Here is a 20,811-nt window from a genome sequence, read left to right as displayed (position 1 = left end):
CGCGGCCTTTCTCGTCTCCGTACGGGGCTTCGTGCACGGCGCGCGGCGAACCGTGCGGGGGGGGGCGGGCGTGGGACTACACCCCCGTACCGCGCGGGCCGCGCGGCGCCGGGGTGTCGGGGAGGGCCAGCTTGATCTCCTGGCGCAGGTCCTCGATGCGCGCGTACCCGGAGTACTGGGCGGTGAGCCGGTACATCTCCCGCAGCCTGTCCCAGGTCCGGTGCGAGGAGGTCTCGTTCATCGAGACCAGGGCGAGGCGCGCGTACCGGTCGGCCTGCTCCGGCTCGTCGGCGATGAAGCAGGCCGAGGCCATGGAGATGTAGTCGAAGATCTGCGAGCGCTGGTAGCCCTCGCCGCGCAGCCGCAGCGCCTCCTTGGCGTGGCGCGCGGCGATCGGCGCCGCGGCGGCGTCGTGGTCCGCGAGGGTCCGGTAGGCGAGGGCCTGCATGCCGTGCAGGTCGGCCTCGTCGAAGTGCTGCATCCAACTCGGCGGCGGTACGTCGCCCTTGTCGGAGACGAAGAGCTCCTCCGCCTCGCCCAGGGTGCGGCGCATGGCCTGGCCCTTGCCCATGGCGGCCTGTGCCCAGGCCTCGATGGTGTGCAGCATGGCGCGCGTGCGCGGGAGGGTCTGCTCGCCCGAGCCGGACTGGGCGAGCTTCATCAGGTCCAGGGCCTCGTTCGGCTTGCCCAGGTGGACCATCTGCCGGGCTGCACGGGACAGCGCCTCGCCCGCGCGCGGCCGGTCGCCGCCCTCGCGGGCCGCGTGCGCGGCGATGACGAAGTACTTCTGCGCCGTGGGTTCGAGGCCCACGTCGTGGGACATCCAGCCGGCGAGGACCGCCAGGTTGGCCGCCACCCCCCAGAGCCTGCGCTGGAGGTGGTCGGGGTGGTGGTAGGCGAGCATCCCGCCGACCTCGTTCAGCTGGCCGACGACGGCCTTGCGCTGGAGTCCGCCGCCTCTGGACGCGTCCCAGGCACGGAACACCTCCACGGAGCGCTCCAGGGCCTCGATCTCCTGGGAGCCGATCGGTGCGGCCTCGTAGCGGTCGTAGCCCGCTGGGTCGGCCTGGAAGGTGTCCCCGAAGTTCCGGGCCTCCTTGGCCAGGGCGGGGTCGGTGTGCAGCCAGTCGTACATGGCGTTGCTGAGGGCGGAGCCGGCGGTGAGCACCGCTCCCGCGCCCATCAGACCGCGACGGTTGAGCATGAGGTCCATTCCCGTGAATTCGGTGAGGACCGCGGCTGTGCGTTCGGGCGCCCAGGGCATCCCGTCGGGGTTCTCACGAGCCCCGTCCGGCTGCCGTCTGGAGGTGCGCCGCTGCCGTACGAACCCGAGGTCCTCGATGGTCACGACACGACCGAGCCGCTCGGTGAACAGTGCTGCCAGTACCGTGGGCACCGGTTCGCGGGGGGCCTCCCCCATGTCGATCCAGCGCCGCACCCGCGAGGTGTCGGTGGCCAGTTGGGGGTGGCCCATGGCCGCCGCCTGCCTGTTCACCATCCTCGCCAGTTCGCCCTTCGACCAGCCGGCCAGGCCGAACAGGTCGTTCAAGCGGGTGTTTGGACCTTTGCTCACGTCAAGCCCCCAGGTTCTCGGCTGAGTTGACAGTAGCCCGCTGGTAGGTGCCCAGCGACTATTCGCCAGGCTTCGCCAGGGCACGCCCGATGGTTCGCCACCTTGCCCCGGGTGTCAGGTAGGAATGCGCCTCCCCGACCCGGTTCACCGGCGGAACTCCCCAGGGTGAAGTACGGGATCCGGCGGGGTGGCGTACGCAACTCGTCGGCGCACGAAGGGATCCGTATCACCATGTACGCAGCAACGTCCTCCGTGTCCGCACCGGTCCGGCCGCACCGCACGCTCCCGGCTGGCGGCGGCCCCTACCTCGAACCCGGCCGCCCGGCGGCTCCGGCACAGGGCGTCGTCCGGGCGCGGCGAATGCCGGGTACCGGATCACTGCCCGTCAGCGGAAGAATCGACCTCTCGGGGCCGCAGGGGGCGCAGCTGCGCACCGCGCTCGCCTCCGTGCAGCGGATCTGTCCGGAGTTCGCCCCGGTGCAGGTACTGCGGCGCAGCGGCCGCTCGGTCCTCCTGGTCGGAACCACCGGACGGATGACCGCCGTGGCGAAGGTTTTACTGGACCACTCGCCCGAGTGGCGTGAGCGCTACCAGCACGAAATAGCGGCATACCGGACCTTCGTCCGGCACCGCCCACCAGTCCGGGTGCCGCGGCTGATCGCCGCCGACCCCGAGAACTGCACGCTCGTGGTGGAGCGGATGGCCGGTCGGGTCGCGGCGCTGCAGCGGCACCCGGTGGAGCCGCCGCCGCGGGTGGACCTCCGGGCGGCCCTGGGTGCGGTGTCCCGGGTCAACCAGTGGCGGCCGCCGGCGGAGTTGTTCGGCACCCCGATGAACTACGCGCGGCGGATCGCCCGCGACTACGAGTTGGGCCTGCTGACCGACCGGGACCTCGGCGACCTGCAGAAGCTGCTGCACGGCGTGAAGCTGTCGGGCACGGCGCTGCAGTTCAACCACGGTGACGCCCTGCTGTCGAACCTGCTGCTGTCGCCGGCCGGTCCGGTCCTGCTCGACTGGGAGCACGCGGGTTGGTACCTGCCGGGGTACGACCTGGCCACGCTGTGGACGGTACTGGGCGACGCCCCGGCCGCCCGCGCCCAGATCAGCCGGCTCGCCCAGTCGGCCGGTCCGGCCGCGCGGGACGCCTTCCTGGTCAATCTGATGCTGGTGCTGACCCGGGAGATCCGGATGTCCGAGACGGCGGTGCAGCGCTCGATGTCGGCGACCGCCCCGAGCCAGCCGCTGCCGGTGGGCGCCCTGTCCTCCGGCGAGGAGCAGCGGCTGCTGCTCCGCCGCCTGCACGACGATGCGGGGATGGCGCGCCGAGCGGTCCGCGCGGCGGTCGGCACGCGCTGACCGCTCCCCGAACGCGAAGCCCCGTGGCCCCCACCGCCACGGGGCTTCGCCCGTTCCGGAGGGCCCATGAGCACCGCGGCGGCACGGAGCCGTGGCGGGCGGAGCCCCTGGACCGGCCGCGGCGGGACTACGGTCAGGCCGACCTCGGGGTCCGGGGAGTCCAGGTCGCGGGTCTCCGGGACGACCCCCTCCTACACGGCCCGCACGAGGGCCCGGCGGATACTTGCCGGATGGACGGATCAAGGGATTCTTGGGTCAACACCACGCACGATTGGGCCGGTACGGTGGACGAGGACCATCTCGGTGGGATCCGCCGGAGGTCCGGGGAGTTCGTGCCCGGCGGGCCGGAGCACCTCGTTCTCGAGGTCGTTGCTTATGCCGCTGACGAGGCGGCGGGCCGGGGCGGCGGACGGTGCGTGGTGACGCTGCACACCGACGGCTCGGTGTCGGTGAAGGATGACGGGCGGGGCACCGACACGCGGGTCGACGAGCACGGCCGGACGGTGAAGAAACCGGTCATGGCCACGAAGGACCTCCGGTTCTTCGACCTCCCGGAGGCGGAGCGGCTTCCTGACGGACATCCGCGCCGTGGCATGTCCGTGGTCGCAGCGCTCAGCGAGTGGCTGATCCACACCAACCGCCGGCTCAACGGATCCTGGAGCCAGCGCTACGAGCGCGGCGTCCCGGTGACCGGTCTCCAGCCCGTCGAAGCCGACGGGACCACCGGGACCTGCGTCCGCTTCCTGCCGGACGAAACCCTGCGTTCGCGGTGGTCGTTGACCGCGGGTGATCTGGCGCTGTGGTCCGAGCACTGGCCCGACCTGACGGCCCGCCTCGAGGATCAGCGCCACGGCGAGGACCGGCCGGGTCCGTGACCACGGGGCGGCGCGACCGGAGTGCGCGGTGTGGATGCCCTCCCCCCTGCGCACGCACCCGGTGCCGGATGTCTTGACATCACATGATCCCCCGAACACCTTCTTCTGACTCAGCATCAGACATGCTGGAGGCACTTCCCCTCCTCCCCACACCGCTGGAGCCTGCTCATGTCCGCAAGCGCTTCACGCACCACCTCCGCCGCCCTCCCGTCCAGACGCGCGGTCCTCGCCGGTACGGGGGCGGGGGTGCTCGCCGCCACCGTGCTGCCGTCCGCCACCGCCCGGGCCGACGGCGCCCAGGACGGGCCCCCGCTCGGCGAGTACGACGTCGTCGTGGTCGGCTCCGGGGCCGCCGGGATGACCGCCGCGCTCACCGCCGCCAAACGGGGGCTGAGCGTGCTGGTGGTGGAGAAGGCCCCGACCTTCGGCGGATCGGCCGCCCGGTCCGGAGCCGGTATCTGGCTGCCCAACAATTCGGTGATCCTGGGCGCGGGGGTGCCGGACACCCCGCAGAAGGCGGCGACGTACCTCGCGGCCGTCGTCGGGCCCGAGGTGCCGGCCGACCGCCAAGCCGCGTTCCTCGCCAACGGGCCGCGGATGCTGGACTTCGTGATGGCCAACAGCCCACTGAGGTTCCGCTTCATGGAGGGGTACAGCGACTACTACCCCAACCTGCCGGGCGGGCTGCCGGGCGGCCGCTCCATCGAGCCGGACCAGATCGACGGGAACGTCCTGGGTGCCGAACTGGCCCGGCTGAACCCGGCGTACATGCCGGTCCCGGCCGGGATGGTGGTCTTCAGCCAGGACTACAAGTGGCTGAACCTGGCGGCGGTGAGCGCCAAGGGGCTCGCCGTGTCCACCGAGTGCCTGGCGCGCGGCACGAAGGCGGCGCTGCGCGGCGAGAAGCCGCTGACGATGGGCCAGGCCCTGGCGGCCGGGCTGCGCGCGGGGCTCCAGCGGGCCGGGGTACCGGTGTGGTTGAACAGCCCGCTGGTGGACCTGGTCCAGGAGGGCGGGGCCGGCGGTCCCGTGACGGGGATCGTGGTGGAGAAGGAGGGCGTACGGGGCACCGTACGGGCCCGGCGCGGGGTGGTCATCGGCTCGGGCGGGTTCGAGCACGACGCGGCGATGCGGGCGCAGTACCAACAGCAGCCCATCGGCACCCAGTGGTCGGTGGGCGCGAAGGAGAACACCGGCGACGGGATCCGGGCGGGGCAGCGGGCCGGGGCCTCGCTGGCGCTGATGGAGGACGCGTGGTGGGGGCCTTCGATCCCGCTGCCCGGGGAGCCGTACTTCTGCCTCGCCGAACGGACCCTGCCGGGCGGGCTGATCGTGAACGCGAACGGCGCGCGGTTCGTCAACGAGGCCGCGCCGTACAGCGATGTGGTGCACGTGATGTACGAGAAGGACCGGGGCGCGGTCGGCTCGCACATCCCGGCGTGGCTGATCGTGGATCAGAACTACCGCAACAGGTACCTGTTCAAGGACATCCTGCCGACGCTCCCCTTCCCGGACTCGTGGTACCAGGCCGGCGCGGCGAAGAAGGCGTGGACCTGGGACGCGCTGGCGGGTCAGATCGGGGTCCCGGCGGCGGCGCTGCGGGCGACGCTGGGCCGGTTCAACGCGCAGGCGTGGAGCGGCAACGACGCCGACTTCCACCGGGGCGACACGGCGTACGACCACTACTACACGGACCCGGGCGTGCACCCGAACTCGTGTCTGGCACCCGTCTGGGTCCCGCCGTTCTACGCGTTCAAGATCGTGCCCGGGGACCTCGGCACGAAGGGCGGCATCGTGACGGACGCCCGGGCACGGGCCCTGCGCCCGGACGGCTCGGTGATCCCGGGCCTGTACGCGGCCGGCAACGCGAGCGCGGCGGTGATGGGCCACAGCTACGCGGGGGCCGGATCGACGATCGGCCCCGCGATGACCTTCGGCTACGTGGCGGCGAACGCCATCGCGGACGCGTGACGCCCGCGATGGGGGATGCGGACGGTCAGCCCTGCTGGAAGAGCTCGGCGGGGAGCGGCTTCAGGAGGGCGTAGAGGTCATCGGTGATCGGGCGGTCCCAGCTGGCGATGGTGACCAGCACGTTGTCGCTGCGGTCGAACTGGACGCAGGAGATGCGGGACTCCGACAGCTTGATCTTCCGGACGATGAGGAGGTTGTCGCCCTGCATGACGGGGCAGTCCTCGACGCCGGTGACCTCGACGTCCTCGTCGTTCTCCAGTGCGTCGAGGAGCTGGGCCACCTCGAAGGGGATCTGGCCGTCGGTGAGGTCGCGGGCCGGGGATCCCTCCGGGAGGTTCCCGATGATCATCGCGGGGCCGCGTCCGCCGAAGAGGTCGTAGCGGAGGAAGACACCCTGGCAGCTGCCGTCGGGCGCGGGCAGCAGCCCGGCCCCGAGATTGCCCGGCCAGTCCCCCGGGTCCATGGCCAGGACGTCGAAGTCCGGGCCGGCGGGAGTGGCGGCGCGGTGGCGGCGGAGGAAGGACATGCCGCCATGGTACGTGGCCGCGCGGGTTTTCCGGCCCGGGGGCCCGCATCCGGGGACCTGTCCGGACCGGGCCCCCCGGCCCGGCCCGTCAGATCGGTGGGACGAGCGTGAACCAGTACGGGAGCAGGGCTGCGTCGCCGGTGACCTGCAGGGCGGAGGGCGGCAGGCGGCGCCAGAGGAACAGGGCGAGGTCGGAGGCGGTGCCGGAGGCCTCGACGTCCGCCGGGCCGGTGGAACCCGGCTCCAGCAGGACCTGGTCCCCCGAGAAGACGACCGTCCAGGATTCCGGGCCGTCGGTACGCCGGAAGCGGTACCTCTCCCCCGTGCCCGGCGGCGCCTGCTGCCAGCCGCGGCGGGCCGGGGCCATCACCTCGATCGTCTGGGTCACGGCGTCCGCGGCCACGTCCGGGGCGAGGCGGCCCGCGGTGCCGGTCGCGGATTCGGCGTCCCAGCGGTGCACGGCCAGCTCGATCAGCTGCATCCGGAGCCAGAACCCCGTGGTCTGCTCCACCGACCAGGTCCAGACCGACGTGTCCGGCCCCAGCTCGTCGAAGAGCTCGGCCAGCTCCCGGGCGCCCTGCGCGAACCAGTCGGTCAGCCCGTCCGGGGCGTCGGGGACCTCGGGGAGGGTGAGGCCGGCGGGGTCGGCCGGGGCCGTGAGTCGTTCGCGCAGGACGTGCGCGAGGTAGCGGTGCACTCCGCCCAGGTGGCGGACCAGGTCGGCGACCGTCCAACCGGGGCACGAGGGGACCGCGGGCACCGGCTCTCCGAGGTCGAACGCCCGGCGCACGGCCTTCTCGAACGCCGCCGCCTCGGTCCGGAAGGGGGCGAGTCTTTCGGCATGATCCATACGAGCATGCTTGCCCACCGGGCGGCGGACCCGATCACGTTGAGCTACGGGCGAACGCCTCCAGTGCGTCCCTGAGCCCGGGCCGGTCGGTGCCCAGCTTGCGGCAGGCCGCCGACAGTGCCCAGTCCGGCGCGGGCAGCACCACGGCTTCCGGCACGGTCTCCTTCTCGGTGCGCACCGCGAGGTCCGCCGCCTGCCGCTCCTCCTCCGTGAGCCCGTCTTCCCAGGCCAGCCCGCACGGCAGGGCACCGCCGAGTCCCAGCAGGGTGTCGGTGGTCTCCGCGGCCAGCCCGTCCGCACCGCATTCCCGCGCCGTCACCACGGCCTGCATCAGCACGTCCGCGTCCCGCAGCTCGGTGCCGAGGGCGGCCAGGGCGCAGGCCAGTTCGTAGCCCGCCGGTGAGGCCGAGAGCAGGGTGACCGCCTCCTGGAGGAGCCCGGCCCGTTCCTCGGGGGCGGCGACCTGCGCCGCCACGCGCAGCGCCTGGCCGATGCCCGAGGCGGCGCCGAAGGCGCGGGCACGTCGGACGGCGTCGTCGGCCAGGGCGCGGGCGCGCTGCGGATCGTCCGCGGCCACCGCCCGGGCGAGGTGCAGCTGCCACGGGCACCAGGCCGGATTCTGGATGCCGCGCGGGGTCAGCCGCCGGTCGACCGCCTCCAGTTCGACGGCCGCGGCCTGCACCTCGCCCCGGGACAGCAGCAGTTCGGCGTAGACGGTCTGCGAGTCGGGGAAGACCACGGCCGCGGGGAAGGGGCTCCCGTACTCGTGCTCCCGGGCCAGCTCCCAGGCCTCCTCGGGCCGGCCCCGGGCGAGCAGGGTGGTGAGGAGGATGGCTATGGCGTACCAGTGCACGGGGGTACGCCGGCCGACGCGTTCGGCGAGGTGCAGTCCGGCCCGGGCCAGTTCCTCGGCCTCCACGAGCCGCCCGCGCCGGTAGCGGACGTAGGCCCGCAGGCTGTAGGCGAAGGAGAGGTGCGCCCCGCGCCAGCCGTGCCGTTCGAACTCGGCGGTGCCCGCTTCGAACAGCTCCTCCGCACGTCCGGGCCGGTCGGTGTACATGTGGGCCATCGCGACCAGGACCGGGACCTCGAAGCCGCGGTCCTCGTGGGCCCAGCTGAAGGGCTGCTCCAGCACCCGTCCGGCGTGGTGCAGCACCACGTCGACCGGCTCGCCCCGCAGACAGGCGTCCCAGGCGCGCAGCCCGATGATGTACCGCTCGGTGAGGTCGCGCCCGGTCAGCCGGTCGGCGAGGCGGGCGAGCCGCCGGGAGCGGGCCGGGGAGTCGGTCTCGGCGGCGTTGAAGGCGTCCCACATGAACTGCTCGGACTGCAGGCGCAGCCGGGCGCGCACGTCCTGGGTGTACGGGATCTCCCGCGCGAGCGATTCCGAGGCCTCGGCGAGCCGGTCGCTGTGCGCGAGGACCTGGGCGAGCCGGATGACGATGCCCTGGCGCAGGGCCGGGTCGTCGGAGGGCTCGGCGAGTGCGGCCCGCAGGTGGTTGACCGTGTTGGCGGGCTCGGTGAGCAGGGAGGCGCAGCCCAGTTCGTAGAGGACGGCGGCGCGTTCGTCGAAGTCCGGGGGTTCGAGCAGGGCGCGGGCGAGCTGGCGGCGGGCGGCCTCGGGGGCGCCGGCCCGTAGGTTCTCGCCGGCGGCCTCGCGCAGGGTGCGCACCACCCAGGGGTCGTTCTCGGGGTGGGTCTCCAGCAGGTGGCGGGCGGCCGCGGAGGAGCCGAGCCCGGCGTCGACGACGGCCGCCGCGGCCTTGCCGTGGAGGGCGACGCGGAGCGCGTCGGGGATGGCGCGGTAGATGGCGGTGGCGATGAGGGGGTGGACGAACTCCAGCCCGGCCTCGGCGTCGGGTTCCTCGGCGGCGGCGGCCGAGAGGATGCGGGCGTCGCGCAGCCGCCGGGTGGCGTCCACGGCCTCCTCGGCGCCGAGTGCGGCGACCCGGGCGGCGATGTCCTGCGGGATGGCGGTGCCGAGGACGGCGCAGGCCCAGGCGAAGCGGACGGTGGAGGGACCGAGCCGTTCGAGGCGGGCGACGAGGCCGCTGCCGCGCTGGGCTGCGGCGAGGTCGCGCAGCTGCGGCGCGTTCGCCTCGACCGGGGTCAGGCCCTTGCCGCGGACCTTGGCGGTGAGTTCGACGGCCTCGAAGGGGTTGCCGGTGGTGACGGCCCAGGCCTCCTGGCAGAAGGCGTCGTCGGCGTGGGGGCCGACGGCCTCGCGGACCAGGGTGGCGACGGCGGCCGGGGTGAGCGGGGCCAGGGGCAGCGGGCGCTGTCCCGCCCGGCCGGGCAGCGTACGGAAGGCGTCGGCGTGCTCGGGCAGTTCGTCGGGGCGGTAGGCGACGACGAGGAGCAGCGGGAGGTGTTCGGCGCGCGGGGCGAAGGCGGCGAGCCAGCCGAGGGACTCGGGGTCGGCCCAGTGGGCGTCGTCCAGGACGAGGGCGACGGGGGCGCGCTTGACGACGAGGTGGGTGAGCACCCAGTCGAGCCCGTCGCGCAGGCCTTGGGGGTCGGGCGGGACGCCCTGTTCGGGGGCGCAGAGTCCGAGGGCCGGGCCGACGATGGGGTACCAGCCACCGAGGGCGGCGCGCAGCTCTTGCTCGGAGGTGCCGGCGAGCTGGGGCTGGATGAGCTGGCGGGCGACGTGGAAGGGCTGGGTCTGCTCCTGCTCGCCGCCGCGGGCGGCGAGGACGGTGCAGTTGCGGGCGAGGGCGCGGCGGCGCAGTTCGGCGAGCAGGGTGGTCTTGCCGAGGCCGGCGGGACCGGAGAAGGCGAGCAGCGCTCCGCCCGCGTCCGGCCCGGGACCGGTGAGTTGGTCCAGGGCTTCGTCGACGATCGCGAGTTCGGCATCGCGTTCGACCATGGTGCGCCGTGTGCGGGTCCGGCGGTCCGTCATGGCTGGTACCCCCCAGGCCTGTTCGGGGGTTCAGCGTACGCCCGCGCGCAGCGCGAGGGATCCCAGTGCGGAAAAGAATCCGATCTTCTTTTCCGGGGAGCGTCAGTCGTGTAGGGAACGGGCCGCGAGGTCCTCCAGGACGGCCACGGCCTCGGCGGCCCGGTCGGCGGCCACGAAGAGGTGGTCGTGGTGGTAGCCGGCGATGACGTTGCAGCTCAGACCATGTGCGCCGAGTTCGGTGGCGAAGGCGGCGGTGAGCCCGACGGCGTCGAGGGCGGAGTGGATCCGCAGGGTGATCCAGCCGGCGGTGTAGTCGTAGGCGAGGCCGGCCGCATCGGCGTCCTCCTGGCGCAGCACCAGGGTGAGGCCCTCGGGTTCGAGGACGGTGGCGACGGGGGTGGTTCCGGCGGGGACGGTGGTGCCGTCGACGGCGCAGAAGACGTACCGCCCCTCGTTCAGCTCGGGCCGCATGCCGCTCAGGAGTTTCCGCAGGTCGTGCTCTCCGCTCATGTGGCCACCCTACCCAGTGCGCGGGTCACGGCCGGTTCATCGGGGCCCGCCCGCGGTGCACCCGCCCCGCCGGGGCCGATGACCGCCTCGGCCGCCGGATCGCCGTTCGTCCGGGCCGGTGGGCCGGCGGGCCGCGTCGAGGGGTCGGCCGTGGTCCCCCGATCGGTGGTCCGGCCCCGCGCAGGTGGAGCGGGCCCGGTCGGGGTGAGTGCCGGGGGCCGGCTCATGCGTGGTCTTGGGCGTGGTGCCAGGTCCGGCCCCGCACCTCGGCCATGTGCTGCCGGTCGCCGCCCGCCAGGCGTGCCGCCGGGTGCAGCCCCTCGGCCGCCGGATCGCCGTCGCCGACGTCCGGCGACGCCGAACTGGAGCCGCGGCCGGTCCGCGTCCGCCCGATGCCGCTCCGCCAGCAGGCCCGTCACCGTCCGGGCGGGCCGCCCCCAGCCGCGGTCGAGAGCGGCACGGGAGTTCCGGTAGGTCGACGCTCCCGCCGGCCGGGTTCCGCCAGCCGTCCCAGACGGCCTCGACCCCCCTCCCGCCGCACCGTCGCGTACAGCGCGCCGCCGCATGCCTGCCTCCGCGCAGGAGGTTCGCGTCAGCCGTACCTCGTGGGAGGCTCGTAGACCGCCGCGGTACCACCCGGCCTACGCGAGCCGCTTGCGCATCACGGTGCACATCGCCTCGTGGCGGCGCAGCGATCCGTCCGGGGCCTGCTCCGTCCACGCATCGGGCCGGCGGCCCCGGGCGACGTAGCCCAGCCGCTCGTACAGGGCCCGCGCCCGGGTGTTGTCCTCCTCCACGCCCAGCTCGGCGTGGAGCAGCCCGCGGTTCCTGATCCGCAGCTCCGCCGCCCCGATCAAGAACGTGCCGATCCCGCACGACTGCAATGCGGGGTGGACGGCCAACTGCCACAGCGTTCCGACGCCCTCCTTGGCCCGGTAGTCGACGCCTCCCTTGGCCACGGGGACGTCCGTCCCGGTGCAGACCGCGAGGTAGTCGACCTCGCCGAGCCGGGCGCGCTCCAACTGCCGGGCGACGCCCGCCAGATGCGTTTCGGACCCCGCCCACCCGCACGACGCCAGGTCCGCGGGCCTCAAGTCGCGCACGGACAGCTTCAACACCACGTTGATCATCTCTACCGCCTCCGGCCGGTCAGCATCGGCGCCGCCCGCACCGGGCGCAACACCGTTTCCGCAGAAGGCCGCAGGCTCCGTAGGGGCGCCCTGCCGCAAGGCCCCCGGGCGGAGGATCGCAGCTCGTACGTGGCCGCAGGTGGCCGTACGCGCCCGACGCCCCGGCCCGGGGTCGGGCCCGCGGGACCGCCCGGTCGGGGTCAGGTCAGGTCGAACTCACCGCCCCGCGCGTTCAGTACGAACTTGTGCCACTCGTCCGGCGAGAAGATCAGTGAAGGGCTCTCGGGACGCTCGCTGTTGCGCATCGCGATGAAGCCCTCGACGAAGGCGATCTGGACGTCACCCACTCCCCGGCTGCTCGACTGCCAGTCCGCCCCGGTGAGATCGAGGTCCGGCTTCCCCCAACCAGCAAGGGGCTGTGAAGTCATGCTCTCGGCCACGTGCGTGCTCCTCCCGGTACGTCGTCCGGGGGCAAGGTTAACCACCGCAGCGGGTGCCGGACAGGCCACGGTGAGTCACCCGTGGCCGGTCCGGCTCATCCGGCTCCCCGGCCGACCCCTCCGTCGTCGGCCGGGCCCGTGTTCAGGAGGTCGGCTCCTGTGCCCCCACCAACCACATGGCGAAGAACTGCGCGCCACCGCCGTACGCGTGGCCCAGCGCCCGACGGGCTCCCGGAACTTGGTGTTCCCCGGCCCGGCCGCGGACCTGGAGGGCCGCCTCCGCGAAGCGGATCATGCCGGAGGCGCCGATCGGATTGGTGGACAGCACACCGCCCGACGGATTGACCGGAAGGTCCCCGTCGAGTTCGGTGACCCCCGCCTCCGTGAGCTTCCAGCCCTCGCCCTCCGCCGCGAAGCCGAGGTTCTCCAGCCACATCGGCTCGTACCAGGAGAACGGCACGTACATCTCGACCGCGTCGATCTCCCGGCGCGGGTCGGTGATGCCGGCCTGGCGGTAGACGTCGGCCGCGCAGTCCTTGCCGGCCTGCGGGGAGACGAAGTCCTTGCCCGCGAAGAGGGTGGGCTCGCTGCGCATCGCCCCGCCGTGCACCCAGGCCGCCGGCTTCGGCGAACGGGCCGCGCCCGCCCGGTCGGTAAGGACCATCGCGCACGCCCCGTCGGAGGAGGGGCAGGTCTCCGAGTAGCGGATCGGGTCCCACAGCATCGGTGACGCCTGGACCTTCTCCAGGGTGATGTCGTGCTCGTGCAGGTGCGCGTACGGGTTCTTGAGCGCGTTGCGCCGGTCCTTGTACGCGACCAGCGAGCCCACCGTGTCCGGCGCGCCGGTGCGCCGCATGTACGCGCGCACGTGCGGGGCGAAGAAGCCGCCCGCGCCGGCGAGCAGCGGCTGCTGGAAGGGGACGGGGAGCGACAGGCCCCACATGGCGTTGGATTCGGACTGTTTCTCGAAGGCGAGGGTGAGGACGGTGCGGTGGACGCGGGCGGCCACCAGGTTGGAGGCGACCAGGGCGGTGGACCCGCCGACCGAACCGGCCGTGTGCACGCGCAGCATGGGCTTGCCGACCGCGCCGAGGGCGTCCGCCAGGTACAGCTCGGGCATCATCACCCCCTCGAAGAAGTCGGGGGCCTTGCCGATCACGACCGCGTCGATGTCCGCCCAGGTCAGTTCGGCGTCGGCGAGGGCGCGCGCCGCCGCCTCGCGGACCAGTCCGGCGATGGACACGTCGTGGCGGGCCGCCACGTGCTTCGTCTGGCCGATCCCGACGATGGCCACGGGCTCTTTGCTCACCGTGCGTCCCCTTCCAGTTCCAGAACGGCGACCAGGTTCTGCTGGAGGCAGGGGCCGGAGGTGGCGTGGGCGACGGCCCGCCGCGATGCGCCGCGGTGGATCCGGGCGGCCGCCTCGCCGATGCGGATCAGGCCGGCGGCCATCATCGGATTGGCGGCGAGCGCTCCCCCGGAGGGATTGACGGTCACGTCGTCGGCGAGTCCGAGGGCCTTGCGGAGCACGACCTCCTGGGAGGAGAACGGTGCGTGCAGTTCGGCCGTGTCCACCGGGGCTTCGAAGACGCCCGCGTGTTCGGCGGCGAGCCGGGTGGACGGGGAGTCGGTGAGGTCGCGCAGGCCCAGGCCGTGGGCCTCGATGCGGTGGTCGATGCCGGTGATCCAGGCGGGGCGTTCGCACAGTCGGCGCGCGAGGTCGCCGGCGGCCAGGACCACGGCGGCCACGCCGTCGCCCACGGGCGGGCAGTCTCCGGTGCGCAGCGGCCTGACCTGGTAGTCGCCCTGTGGGGCGGGGCCGCGGAGCTGGGCGTGCGGGTTGGCGGTGGCCGCGTCCCGGCTGCGCGCTCCGACGGCGGCCAGGGCGCGCTCGTCGGTCTCGCCCGCGTCGATCAGGGCCTGGGCCTGGAGGGCGGCCAGGGCCACCGCGTCGGGCCAGAGCGGGGCGACGTAGTACGGGTCCAGCTGGCGGGTCAGCACGTCGCGCACCGACCCCGGTGAGGACTTCCCGTACGAGTAGACGAGCGCGGTGTCGGCCTCGCCGGTCTGGATCTTGACCCAGGCTTCGTAGAGGGCCCAGGCCCCGTCCATCTCGACGTGCGATTCGGAGATCGGCGGCCAGGCGCCGACCCCGTCGAGGGTCATGGTGAAGGAGAAGGCCCGGCCGGCCAGGTAGTCGCTGGAGCCGGAGCAGGTGAAGCCGATCTCGCCGGCCTTGAGGCCGGTGGCGGCCAGCACCTGGTGCAGGACCGGCATGACCATTTCGACTTCGCTGAGCTCGTCGGTGCGGCGCAGGTGGTCGCTCTGCGCGAAGGCGACCACCGCGACCTCGCGGGCGTATCGGGACATCAGATGAGCTCCTTGTACGCGTCGTAGTCCGCGTCCGGTTCGCCGGTGGGGCGGTAGTGGTCGGGGTAGCGGCCGCCTTCGGTCCATACGGGCTCGACGCGCAGGCCCATGCGGACCTGGTCGTAGGGGATGCCGCCGATCCGGCCGTGGAGGGCGAGGTCGGCGCCGTCGAGGGCGATGTGGGCGTAGACGTAGGGGACCTCGATGTCGAGATTCGCCGTATGCGCAGCCTTGATGTTGACGATGCAGTAGGTGGTGACGGTGCCGGCCGGGCCGACCTCGACGCGGTCGGTGGTGGCCACCCCGCAGGTGGGGCAGGCACCGCGCGGCGGGACGTACACCTTGTGGCAGGAGGGGCAGCGCTCGCCGACGGTCCGGCGCTCGGAGAGGGCCGCGATGTAGGCGGTCTGGGCGCGGCCGGGGCTGTAGACGTAGTCGAGGCGGGCCTCGGCGACGATGCCGGTGACGGCGTCGTCGAAGCCCCCGTCGTGCGGGACGGCCTCCCCGCCGGCGGGGCCGTCGTACGGTTCGAAGCAGGCGATGTCGGTGATGGCGCCGCTGCGCTCGGCGGCCCAGCGGACCCGTACGCGCATGCCGGTGCGGACGGCGTCGGGGCCGGGCGCGTCGAGGGCGTGCAGGAGGGCGGTGTCGGCGCCGTCGAGCTTGACCAGCACCCAGGCGAAGGGGGTGTCCAGGGGCTGTTGTGGGCGGGGCCGGTCGTTCCACGCCCAGGTGGTGACGGTGCCGGTGGCGGCGACCTCGACGAGCTCGCGGATCTCCTCGGCGGTGACGGGGTCGTACTCGACGGGCGGGACCATCACCTTGCCGTCCGAGGTCTTCACGCCGAGGACGGTGCCTTCCCGCAGCCCGGTGAGGAAGGCGCTCTGGACGGGCCCGAGGGACCGGGTGAAGGGGAACTCGACGATGAGGGGCGCGCGGAGGATCTCCGGTGGGGAGGCAGCTGTCATGACGGTTCTCCGATGCGATCGATTCGGTGGTCTTCACTTCGAGGCCCTCGTCCAAGCCCCGCCCTTCCAGCCCCGCCGGCGCCCTTCCCGTTCGGGACACCCTTCCCTCCCCGCCTGCACCCCTCCGGCCCCGCCGGCACCCTTCCAGCCCCGCCGGCGTTTGAGGCGACCCTCCAGCCCCGCCGGCGTTTGAGGCGCGGGGGTCCGGGGGCAGCGCCCCCGGCAACGGCGCCGCACCCGGGCACAGGCGCAGGCGGCAGGCGGCAGGCGGCAGCCACGGGCAAGGGCGGGCCGCAGCCCAGCCAGGCCCGGCCCCAACTACTCGCGCCGATACACCGCGGCCCGCTTCTCCGCAAACGCCCGCGCCCCCTCCCTCGCATCGGCGGTGTCGAAGATCGGCCACCCGCGCAGGAGCTCCGAGGCCAGCCCCTCCCGCTCCGTCAGCTCGGCGGTCTCGTAGACCGACGCCTTGACCGCCTCCACCGCCAGCGGCCCGCACGCATTGATCCGCTCCGCGATCTCCAGGGCCGCCGCCAGCGCCGTACCGTCCGGCACCACCCGCCCGACCAGCCCGATCCGCTCGGCCTCGGCGGCGGAGTACGGGCGGCCGGTCAGCAGCATCTCCAGGGCGTGCGTGCGCGGGATCTGGCGCGGCAGCCGCACCGTGGAGCCGCCGATCGGGAACAGCCCGCGTTTGACCTCGAACAGCCCGAAGGTCGCGCCCTCGGCCGCCACCCGGATGTCGGTGCCCTGCAGGATCTCGGTCCCGCCGGCCACGCAGTAGCCCTCCACCGCCGCGATCACCGGCTTGCGCGGCCGGTGGTGGCGCAGCATCGCCTTCCAGTGCAGGTCGGGGTCGGCCTTGAGGCGGTCCCGGTACTGGTCGCCCGCCATTCCCTTCCCGGCCAGGGCCTTGAGGTCCATTCCGGCGCAGAAGTCCCCGCCCGCGCCGGTGAGGACCACCGAGCGGATCCCGTCGTCGGCGTCCGCCTCCAGCCAGCCGTCGTACAGCCCCACCAGCAGCGGCAGCGAGAGCGCGTTCTTCGCCTCGGGCCTGTTCATGGTGAGCACCAGCGTGGCGCCGCGGCGATCCACGGTCAGGTGTTCCGTCCCACCCATTGCCGTCCTCCCGTCTCAAGACCTAGAACAGGTTGCAGTAGGGGAGGGTGCAGTTCAATAGTTTTCTGACACTCAGTCAGATTTCTTGAGCGGTGCCCTTCCCAGTTGCCGTCTCCGGCGCTCTAATGACCGCCGGAGCAGACCAGTCACGGGGTCAGGAGGAACGGTGGAGTACAACCTTGCCGACCTGTTCGAGTCGGTCGTGGACGTGGTCCCGGACCGCGAGGCCCTCGTGTACGTGGACCACCCCGGGACCGGCGCCGAGCGCCGCCTGACGTACGCGGAGCTCGACGCGGCGGCGAACCGGATCGCGCACCACCTGCTCGACAGCGGCCTGACGGCCGGCGAGCACCTGGGACTTCACCTCTACAACGGGATCGAGTACCTGCAGACGGTGCTCGCCTGCCTGAAGGCCCGACTCGTCCCGGTGAACGTGAACTACCGGTACGTGGAGGAGGAGCTGGTCTACCTCTACGACGACGCCGATCTCGCCGCCCTCGTCTTCGAGGGCGAGTTCACCGAGCGGGTCGCGGCCGCACTGCCGCAGACGACGAAGCTCCGGCACCTGATCCGGGTCGGCCGGGCCCCCGAGGGCGCCCCCGAGCCGTCGATCGCGCCGGTCCCGTACGCGGACGCCGAGGCGGCCGGATCTCCCGGGCGCGGGTTCCCGCCGCGCAGTCCCGACGACCTGTTCATCATCTACACCGGCGGCACGACGGGCATGCCCAAGGGCGTGATGTGGCGGGCCGAGGACCTCTTCTTCGCCGGGCTCTTCGGCGGCGAGCCCTCGGGCGAACCGGTGAAGCGGCCCGAGGAACTGGCCGAACGGGTCGCGGCGCGCGGCGCCGGACTCACCTTCTTCCCCGCGCCCCCACTGATGCACGGGACGTCGACGCTGACCTCGTTCATCGCCTTCAACTACGGCCAGCGGGTGGTCATCCACCGGAAGTACGCGCCCGAGGAAGTGCTCCGTACGATCGAGAAGGAGAAGGTCTCCAGCGTGTCGCTGGTCGGCGACGCCATGCTGCGGCCGCTGATCGACGCCCTGAACGGCCCGCTCAAGGGCACGGACCTGTCGTCGCTGTTCAGCGTCTCCTCGTCCGGGGCGATCATGTCGGAGACGGTGCGCGCCGAGTTCCAGCGGCTGGTGCCGAACGTGCTGCTCCTGAACAACTTCGGGTCGTCCGAGTCCGGGTCCAACGGTCGGGCGACGGACGACTCCGGCCCGGAGAAGGGCTTCCGCCTGGAGGTCAACGACCGTACGCAGGTGGTGGACCCGGTGACGCACGAGCCGGTGGCGGTGGGCGAGCCGGGCCGCCTGGCCCAGCGCGGACACGTCCCGCTCGGCTACTACAACGACCCGGGGAAGACCGCCGAAACCTTCTTCCAGAAGGGTGCGGAGCGCTGGGTGCTGCTCGGCGACATGGCGACCGTCGACGAGCAGGGCATCGTCACGGTGCTGGGTCGCGGCTCGCAGTGCATCAACACGGGCGGCGAGAAGGTGTATCCGGAGGAGGTCGAGCAGGCCCTGAAGTCCCACCCCGACGTGTACGACGCCCTGGTGGCCGGGGTCCCGGATCCGACCTGGGGCAACCACGTGGCCGCGGTGGTCCAGGTACGGGAGGGCGCCGAGGCGCCGTCCCTGGACCAGATCCAGAGCCATTGCCGCACCAGGCTGGCGGGCTACAAGATCCCGCGGCAGCTGGTCATCGCGCCCGCCATCCAGCGGTCCCCGAGCGGCAAGGCGGACTACCGCTGGGCAAAGGCGGTGGCAACGGAGGCGGACACGGAGTGACCGTCCGCACCCGCCGGCTCGCCGCCGGGGCCCGTCTAGCCACTGGTGCACGATCGGCGCAGTGGCTCTTCGTGGAGGGGGAGAGGGACCGACAGAGGTACCGTGCCGCTCGCGAACCAGCAGGTGGCGGGACGGGCGTTCCTGCTGCGGCTGTGCGAGCGGATCGAAGGCGAGCAGCCGTCGGACCTGGAGACCTTGTACGCGCTCACCCAGGCTGCGACGGAGGAGTTCAACCTGCTGGACAGGGAGTTCGTGGCGGCCGGGAGCGGGATCGAGACGGTTGCGCGTGAGTGGATCTGTGACGAGTTCCGTTTCGTCGCGTCGGCGTACGGGTTCACGGACGCGGATGCGGATGCGGATGCGGGGAAGCTGACCGCCGGCCGGGACTGGTGTACGAGGGCGGCAAGTCCACCCGCGATGATGCTGCCGCGCCGTTCGTGGGGGGCGAGGTGGTCGCGTAGGTCCCCGCTCTCCGCGGGTGGTCGAGCCTGTGCAGCCGGGGCCGCCGGCGCTATTGAGGACTCGTGCGCAGGACTTCCCCGTCGCGGGGCCGGGCGCTCCAGGAGATGCGACCAGCTTGAACGGCTGTGACCTTGAGATCGGCGCCCGGGATCACCTCACGCTAAGGGTGTCCCGCACCTACTGATCCCGGTGGACGCCGCGGACGCGTGCGATCACGTCTGGTTGGCCCAGGCCGGCACGGTTGATCCGCCCTCGGCCTCGGATCACGCCGTCCGCGGCCATCCTCTTCCGCAGTGCGTCGGGGGCCAGGGGGGTCTCGAAGCCCTCGCAGAGGCCTCTCCCGGTATCTGCGTACTCGTAGCGGACTGCGTACGTCCTTCCCTCGTGATGCCATTCCCAGCGAACCAGAGGTCGCGCGAGGACCGCTTCGAACCACTCCGCCACTCTGTTCCCCAGCTCCGTGGGGGTGCCCGCGGCTCCGAAGACGAACTCATTCGCGGACTGCTGGATAGTGAAGTCCTGGTTGTGGAGTTCGCCCCCACGGACGGTGGACCCGTCGAAGTGGGCGCCCACCGTCAGAACTCCCTGGTTGCGTTGCGAGTCACCGATGTCCAGATAGACGATCAGCTGGCCGTCGAAGGTGCACGCCGAGGGCAGCACGACCGTGTCGAGCGGATCCACCAGCCAGGATCCCGCTCGTTCGGCCAGAACGTCCACGAACGCGCGTTGGGCGACGTCCAGGTCGTCCTCGTCGTACTCGAACCAGGGGATCTCATCCATGACCGCACTCTACGGTCGACATGAGGCCGTCCAGGAGCTACCGGCCCCGGGTGAGATGACCTTGGTGTGGCTGGTGCGAGCACGGCGTCAGAAACCTCCTAGATAGCCCCGTTCACCGGGCTGAGCCCGCGCGCCTTCGGGAAACCGGTGACCGCGCTGCGACGCGAGGCTGCGGCCGCGGTCCGCCAGTGTGGCGTCCAGATCGACCCCGTTGCCGTCGCGCTTGGTGCGGAGCGGGACGACACTGCGGCTCAGGCCGAGGGTGCCGTTCGCAGTACGTACCCACGGCTCACCCTCCCGTGTGCTCGTTTCCGACAACTGGGCACGGACGCTATCGGCCCCGGACCGGACCATATTGATCAACTCGGCGACCGTGGGGGCGTGCCGTGTCGGCACCAGTTGGACTTCGCAGGACGGGACGATTCCGGAGGGCGAGGGGCCGGCCGCTTGGCACCCGCAGGACGCGTACTGGCCTCCTGCGCCGCAGACGGAGGTGAACCTGACGGCTGATCCGCCCGACGTTCGCGCGGTTCCCTCCTTGCCCCCGCACCCTCCCGTGGTCCCGCGGCGCCGGCCCCGGACCCGACGCCTGCGCCGGGCTTTGGAAGGCCCCGGCCGACGAGCCCCGTACGGGTCCACGCCCCGGCGCTCGCTCAGGACGACGAGGGCGCGGGCGTGAGGGCCGGGGCGGAAGGCGCCGTGGGGGCGGTGGAGGCGTCGTCGCCTCCCACACAGGTCAGCGACAGGAAGACCGGCGCCTGCCAACCCGGTGGCACCTCGCCCGAGAAGCCGGTCAGGACCGTCCAGTTGTTCTTCGTCAGGGTCAGCTTCTCCCCGCCCAGGTCGGGGCCCGGCTGCCAGCCGTACTCGGAACGGGCCCGCGCGAAGGCCGCCTTCAGGGCGGCGTCCACCGTCTCCGGCGCATGCCGTCCGGACAGCCGTTCGTGGCACTTGCCCAGCCCCCCGGAGGGGTCCCTCTCCACCGTGATGCCCTCCGCCGCGAGTATGGAGGTCATCTCCGACACCACCGTGTCGGCAGGCAGCGGCGGACCGGAGAATCGCGGGGGCAGTGGGCCGAGGTCCCGCAGCAAGAACGCGCCGACGGCCACCACGGCCGCCGCCAATGCCGTCAAGGCCAGTGACGCCACGGCTATGAGCACCAGTATCCGTCGCACGATGATGTC

The 20,811-nt window shown here is 72.7% G+C and carries 17 protein-coding genes and 2 pseudogenes; 6 read left to right on the top strand and 13 right to left on the bottom strand.

Annotation, left to right across the window (positions count from 1 at the left end):
- Positions 1-76 precede the first annotated feature (76 nt).
- The gene (locus OG386_RS38320; protein WP_328791943.1) at positions 77-1,573 is read right to left on the bottom strand and encodes a DNA-binding protein NsdB; all 1,497 of its coding nucleotides are present in this window, start codon (positions 1,571-1,573) and stop codon (positions 77-79) included.
- A gap of 231 nt (positions 1,574-1,804) precedes the next feature.
- On the opposite strand from OG386_RS38320, the gene OG386_RS38315 reads away from it, so the two are divergent.
- From OG386_RS38315 to kstD, 3 genes are all read left to right on the top strand, one after another.
- On the top strand, positions 1,805-2,929 hold the full coding sequence (locus OG386_RS38315; RefSeq protein WP_328791942.1) for an aminoglycoside phosphotransferase family protein: 1,125 nt from the start codon (positions 1,805-1,807) through the stop codon (positions 2,927-2,929).
- A gap of 230 nt (positions 2,930-3,159) precedes the next feature.
- Positions 3,160-3,804 (top strand): ATP-binding protein, encoded by a 645-nt coding sequence (locus tag OG386_RS38310; RefSeq protein ID WP_328791941.1) that lies wholly within the window; start codon positions 3,160-3,162, stop codon positions 3,802-3,804.
- Between the two features lie 168 nt (positions 3,805-3,972).
- Positions 3,973-5,775, top strand: a complete 1,803-nt coding sequence (gene kstD / locus OG386_RS38305; protein WP_328791940.1) for a 3-oxosteroid 1-dehydrogenase — start codon at positions 3,973-3,975, stop codon at positions 5,773-5,775.
- Positions 5,776-5,800: 25 nt separating this feature from the next.
- Here the strand turns inward: kstD and OG386_RS38300 are convergent, their stop codons facing one another.
- The 10 genes from OG386_RS38300 to OG386_RS38255 form a co-directional block, all read right to left on the bottom strand.
- Complete coding sequence (locus OG386_RS38300; protein WP_030723069.1) at positions 5,801-6,301, bottom strand: hypothetical protein; 501 nt, start codon at positions 6,299-6,301, stop codon at positions 5,801-5,803.
- Positions 6,302-6,389: 88 nt separating this feature from the next.
- Complete coding sequence (locus OG386_RS38295) at positions 6,390-7,151, bottom strand: maleylpyruvate isomerase family mycothiol-dependent enzyme (RefSeq protein WP_328791939.1); 762 nt, start codon at positions 7,149-7,151, stop codon at positions 6,390-6,392.
- Between the two features lie 34 nt (positions 7,152-7,185).
- Positions 7,186-10,053: an ATP-binding protein gene (locus OG386_RS38290; RefSeq protein ID WP_328791938.1), complete on the bottom strand. Its 2,868-nt coding sequence runs from the start codon at positions 10,051-10,053 to the stop codon at positions 7,186-7,188.
- 102 nt (positions 10,054-10,155) lie between these two features.
- Positions 10,156-10,563, bottom strand: a complete 408-nt coding sequence (locus OG386_RS38285) for an ACT domain-containing protein (protein ID WP_328791937.1) — start codon at positions 10,561-10,563, stop codon at positions 10,156-10,158.
- A gap of 641 nt (positions 10,564-11,204) precedes the next feature.
- Positions 11,205-11,693, bottom strand: a complete 489-nt coding sequence (locus OG386_RS38280) for a GNAT family N-acetyltransferase (RefSeq protein WP_328791936.1) — start codon at positions 11,691-11,693, stop codon at positions 11,205-11,207.
- A gap of 200 nt (positions 11,694-11,893) precedes the next feature.
- Positions 11,894-12,121 carry a DUF397 domain-containing protein gene (locus OG386_RS38275; RefSeq protein WP_376112602.1) on the bottom strand — a complete coding sequence of 76 codons (228 nt, stop codon included), beginning with the start codon at positions 12,119-12,121 and terminating at the stop codon, positions 11,894-11,896.
- A 154-nt stretch (positions 12,122-12,275) separates the two neighbouring features.
- Positions 12,276-13,442 (bottom strand): thiolase domain-containing protein, encoded by a 1,167-nt coding sequence (locus tag OG386_RS38270; RefSeq protein WP_328791935.1) that lies wholly within the window; start codon positions 13,440-13,442, stop codon positions 12,276-12,278.
- On the bottom strand, positions 13,439-14,503 hold the full coding sequence (locus OG386_RS38265; protein ID WP_328791934.1) for a thiolase domain-containing protein: 1,065 nt from the start codon (positions 14,501-14,503) through the stop codon (positions 13,439-13,441). Before OG386_RS38265 ends, OG386_RS38270 begins: the two co-directional genes overlap by 4 nt.
- Positions 14,503-15,471 carry a Zn-ribbon domain-containing OB-fold protein gene (locus OG386_RS38260; RefSeq protein WP_328791933.1) on the bottom strand — a complete coding sequence of 323 codons (969 nt, stop codon included), beginning with the start codon at positions 15,469-15,471 and terminating at the stop codon, positions 14,503-14,505. The genes OG386_RS38265 and OG386_RS38260 overlap by 1 nt, the downstream gene beginning before the upstream one ends.
- A gap of 318 nt (positions 15,472-15,789) precedes the next feature.
- Positions 15,790-16,590: a crotonase/enoyl-CoA hydratase family protein gene (locus OG386_RS38255; protein WP_328791932.1), complete on the bottom strand. Its 801-nt coding sequence runs from the start codon at positions 16,588-16,590 to the stop codon at positions 15,790-15,792.
- Positions 16,591-16,756: 166 nt separating this feature from the next.
- On the opposite strand from OG386_RS38255, the gene OG386_RS38250 reads away from it, so the two are divergent.
- Together OG386_RS38250 and OG386_RS38245 are read left to right on the top strand one after the other, a co-directional pair.
- Complete coding sequence (locus OG386_RS38250; protein ID WP_328791931.1) at positions 16,757-18,385, top strand: acyl-CoA synthetase; 1,629 nt, start codon at positions 16,757-16,759, stop codon at positions 18,383-18,385.
- A gap of 102 nt (positions 18,386-18,487) precedes the next feature.
- A pseudogene (locus OG386_RS38245) lies at positions 18,488-18,775 on the top strand (DUF5713 family protein); the annotation flags it as partial.
- Positions 18,776-19,024: 249 nt separating this feature from the next.
- Here OG386_RS38245 and OG386_RS38240 read toward each other — a convergent pair.
- On the bottom strand, positions 19,025-19,627 hold the full coding sequence (locus OG386_RS38240) for a hypothetical protein (protein ID WP_328791930.1): 603 nt from the start codon (positions 19,625-19,627) through the stop codon (positions 19,025-19,027).
- A 102-nt stretch (positions 19,628-19,729) separates the two neighbouring features.
- On the opposite strand from OG386_RS38240, the pseudogene OG386_RS38235 reads away from it, so the two are divergent.
- A pseudogene (locus OG386_RS38235) lies at positions 19,730-19,816 on the top strand (IS5/IS1182 family transposase); the annotation flags it as partial.
- Between the two features lie 464 nt (positions 19,817-20,280).
- Here the strand turns inward: OG386_RS38235 and OG386_RS38230 are convergent.
- Complete coding sequence (locus OG386_RS38230; RefSeq protein WP_328791929.1) at positions 20,281-20,802, bottom strand: hypothetical protein; 522 nt, start codon at positions 20,800-20,802, stop codon at positions 20,281-20,283.
- Positions 20,803-20,811 lie beyond the last annotated feature (9 nt).

The organism is Streptomyces sp. NBC_00273 (assembly GCF_036178145.1).
Taxonomy (GTDB): Bacteria; Actinomycetota; Actinomycetes; order Streptomycetales; family Streptomycetaceae; genus Streptomyces.
This window is presented reverse-complemented; position numbering and strand designations above follow the sequence as displayed.

Excerpts from the sequence above, each read along its gene's own strand:
- OG386_RS38295 (WP_328791939.1), bottom strand. The coding sequence starts at position 7,151 with ATGGATCATGCCGAAAGACTCGCCCCCTTCCGGACCGAGGCGGCGGCG.
- kstD (WP_328791940.1), top strand. The coding sequence starts at position 3,973 with ATGTCCGCAAGCGCTTCACGCACCACCTCCGCCGCCCTCCCGTCCAGA.
- OG386_RS38240 (WP_328791930.1), bottom strand. The coding sequence starts at position 19,627 with ATGGATGAGATCCCCTGGTTCGAGTACGACGAGGACGACCTGGACGTC.
- OG386_RS38260 (WP_328791933.1), bottom strand. The coding sequence starts at position 15,471 with ATGACAGCTGCCTCCCCACCGGAGATCCTCCGCGCGCCCCTCATCGTC.
- OG386_RS38310 (WP_328791941.1), top strand. The coding sequence starts at position 3,160 with ATGGACGGATCAAGGGATTCTTGGGTCAACACCACGCACGATTGGGCC.
- OG386_RS38300 (WP_030723069.1), bottom strand. The coding sequence starts at position 6,301 with ATGTCCTTCCTCCGCCGCCACCGCGCCGCCACTCCCGCCGGCCCGGAC.
- OG386_RS38290 (WP_328791938.1), bottom strand. The coding sequence starts at position 10,053 with ATGACGGACCGCCGGACCCGCACACGGCGCACCATGGTCGAACGCGAT.
- OG386_RS38285 (WP_328791937.1), bottom strand. The coding sequence starts at position 10,563 with ATGAGCGGAGAGCACGACCTGCGGAAACTCCTGAGCGGCATGCGGCCC.
- OG386_RS38255 (WP_328791932.1), bottom strand. The coding sequence starts at position 16,590 with ATGGGTGGGACGGAACACCTGACCGTGGATCGCCGCGGCGCCACGCTG.
- OG386_RS38315 (WP_328791942.1), top strand. The coding sequence starts at position 1,805 with ATGTACGCAGCAACGTCCTCCGTGTCCGCACCGGTCCGGCCGCACCGC.
- OG386_RS38265 (WP_328791934.1), bottom strand. The coding sequence starts at position 14,503 with ATGTCCCGATACGCCCGCGAGGTCGCGGTGGTCGCCTTCGCGCAGAGC.
- OG386_RS38275 (WP_376112602.1), bottom strand. The coding sequence starts at position 12,121 with ATGACTTCACAGCCCCTTGCTGGTTGGGGGAAGCCGGACCTCGATCTC.
- OG386_RS38280 (WP_328791936.1), bottom strand. The coding sequence starts at position 11,693 with ATGATCAACGTGGTGTTGAAGCTGTCCGTGCGCGACTTGAGGCCCGCG.